2 protein-coding genes are annotated in these 2,685 nt (G+C 73.5%); both read left to right on the top strand.

What is annotated here, in order from left to right:
- Positions 1 to 785: 785 nt before the first annotated feature.
- Positions 786 to 1,901 carry a hypothetical protein gene (locus ACFV61_RS12425; protein ID WP_380491496.1) on the top strand — a complete coding sequence of 372 codons (1,116 nt, stop codon included), beginning with the start codon at positions 786 to 788 and terminating at the stop codon, positions 1,899 to 1,901.
- Positions 1,902 to 2,106: 205 nt separating this feature from the next.
- Positions 2,107 to 2,616: a hypothetical protein gene (locus tag ACFV61_RS12430; protein ID WP_380491498.1), complete on the top strand. Its 510-nt coding sequence runs from the start codon at positions 2,107 to 2,109 to the stop codon at positions 2,614 to 2,616.
- Positions 2,617 to 2,685: the final 69 nt, after the last annotated feature.

Raw genomic sequence — 2,685 nt, forward strand, 5'->3', positions numbered from 1 at the left:
GGCGGGGGCTTGGTCCGTTCCTTGGGGGGGGGGGGGGGCCGCCGGGGCGGGGGGGCGCGCGCCCCGGGCCCCCCCCCCCCCGGGGGGCTGCGGAATCCCGGGACGGTGGAAGGCCAGGGGTCGCGACGACTCCCCCAGCGCGTCCCGGCAGGGTTCAGAAAGTACGCAGCCCTCCCCCGCACCGGCAGGGAATCGCCAAGAGCCGGCACCTGCGCCTCCCAGAACCGGACAACCCGTCAGACCGGGGTTTCGGAGAGCTCCGGGCAAGCGCCGCACGGGGCTTACGTCACCACCGCCCCGCGGCCGGACACCACACGGGCGGTCGGGACGAGCGGACTCACCGGCGAACGGAATCGAACACGAGCGTGCGGGATCACGGGGCCACGAGCGGAACACGGTCCACGCAGCCCATCCGGCCGGATCCCGCCGGTGGCCTGATCAGGTACGGCGCCCGGTAGCGTCAGCGCGCGACCGAGTGACAGCCCGTAGCAATCTGATCACGACTTTCACGATCACGGACCGGCGCAGCCTCGTCGCCGGACGTGACCGCGACATGGCCGAAGACGTCCCCCGCACTCACCCCCGAGTCCGAGGACATCTCCAACAACGCGAGCCGCGCGCCGGCCTCGACAACCGCACGGGGAACAGTCCCGCGCCCGTCTGCGCCGACCCGGCCACAGCGCCCCTCGGATATGGCCCGATCAAAGACCCGGCCGGCACCGGACCCGGCCACCGGGCGCCCGCCCCGTGCCGCAGCCGCTCCGCCGGACCGCCACAATGGCGCCATGAGGATGATCCACACCCTGGCCGGCGCCCTGCTGCTCCTGCTCATCGTCGGCAGCATCCTGCGCACGCTGGTCGTCCCGCGCGGGCTGTACTCGGCGCTGGTCAGCCGGCTCTGGCGGGTGCTGCGGACCGTGCTCCGGCTCTACGCGACGCCGTTCCGCAGCTACTACGCGCAGGACCGGGCGCTGACCTGGCTGGCGCCGCTGATCCTGCTCGGCATGCTCGGGGTGTGGCTCAGCGGCATGCTGCTCGCCTACACCCTGCTGCTGCACGGCACGTCCGACCTCAGCTGGTCGGTGGCCATCCGGGAGTCCGGGTCCAGCCTCTTCACCCTCGGCTACGCCAGCGGCGAGCGCCTGCAACTGTCGGCGATCGACTTCATGGCCGCCGCCAGCGGGCCGCTGGTGATCGCCCTTCAGATCGCCTACCTGCCCACCCTCTACGCCGCCTACCAGCGGCGGGAGACCGAGGTGACCCTGCTCCAGTCCCGGGCCGGCGAGCCCGCCTGGGGCCCGGAACTGCTGGCCCGGCAGTCCCTCGTCGACACCGAGACCGCCCTCCCCCAGCTCTACCGGGACTGGGAGCGGCTCGCCGCCGACATCGGCGAGAGCCACTCCAACTACCCGGTGCTGCTGTCCTTCCGCTCCCCGCAGCCGAACCGCAGCTGGGTGGTCGGCCTGATCGCGGTGCTCGACGCGGCCGCCCTCCACCTCGCGCTCTGCCCGCGCTCGGCCCCGCCCGAGGCCCGCCTGGTGCTGCGCGCGGGCTTCACCGCGCTGCGCGACATCGGCCGCTCCGTGCGGATCGACTTCGACCCGGACCCGGACCCGGACGTCCCGATCCGCCTGACCTACACCGAGTACATCGGCGCCGTCGCCATGATCACGAGCGCCGGTTTCCCCCGTGAGCGCCCGGTCGACGAGGCCTGGCAGCACTTCCACGGCTGGCGCGTCAACTACGAGGCGCTGGCCTACGAACTCGCCCGCCGCGGCGACGCCGTCCCCGCCCTGTGGACCGGCCCGCGCGACTTCCACGCCCCCGTCATCCCCCCGGCCCGCCCCACCGACCGCCGCCCGGGCCCGGGTCCGACCAACCCCACCCTCCCCGCAGCCTGACCCCACGACCGCGTGGCACCGCACAGCCGTATGGCACCGCGACCGAGACGGATCGAACCATCAGAAGCGCCACCAGGACGGAGTTCACCGAGTGACACCATCGCGAGTACCCGCGTGGTCGGCCGCCGTGCTGACGGCAGCGGGGTTGCTGTGTGGCTGCGGTACCAGTGCGTCGGCCGGTGGCGGCCCTGCTGGTCCCGGGGCCGTGGTCTCCTCGCCGGCGCAGCAGGTGGACGCGCTCTCGCTCGCAGCGCTGCAGGACTTGGCGTCGGCGCTCGGAGAGCAGGGGCGCGGCGGGTTCAAGGACACCTTCGGCGCGCTGAAGCTGGACCCGGCGGCAGGCCGGGTCGTGCTGTTCGCGACGGACGAGCCGCGGGCCAGAGCCCTCGTCGCGGCCGCCGCCCAGGCGCATCCCGGCGTCGAGACGGGACGCGCCGAGATCCGGCACGCGTCCTACGCGCGGGCGACCGTCGACCCTGTCCTCAAGAGGATCGGCGATGCGGCACAGGCCGATTCGCTGCCGTTCCCGGTCTATACGGCGGCCCTGCTGCCGGACGCGTCGGGTATCACGGTCACCACGTCGCATGAAGGCGCAGCGTCGTCAGCACTCAAGAAGGCCGTGGCCGAGCTCGCGGGTACCGTCCCGGTGTCGTACGAGGAGGGCAAACCGGTCCGCAACCTGGACGCCACCGCTCAGATGGTGCCTCCGCCGTGAGCGGGCGCTGGCTCGTCACGTCATGACCCGGGCGGGCCCGGTGCGATGGTCCGCAGCGGGCCCGCCCGG

Origin of the sequence: Kitasatospora sp. NPDC059817 (genome assembly GCF_042731835.1) — a bacterium.
Classification (GTDB): Bacteria; Actinomycetota; Actinomycetes; order Streptomycetales; family Streptomycetaceae; genus Kitasatospora.

What these genes read in the sequence shown, in the direction of transcription:
- ACFV61_RS12425 (WP_380491496.1), top strand. Translation starts at nt 786, where the DNA reads ATGAGGATGATCCACACCCTGGCCGGCGCCCTGCTGCTCCTGCTCATC.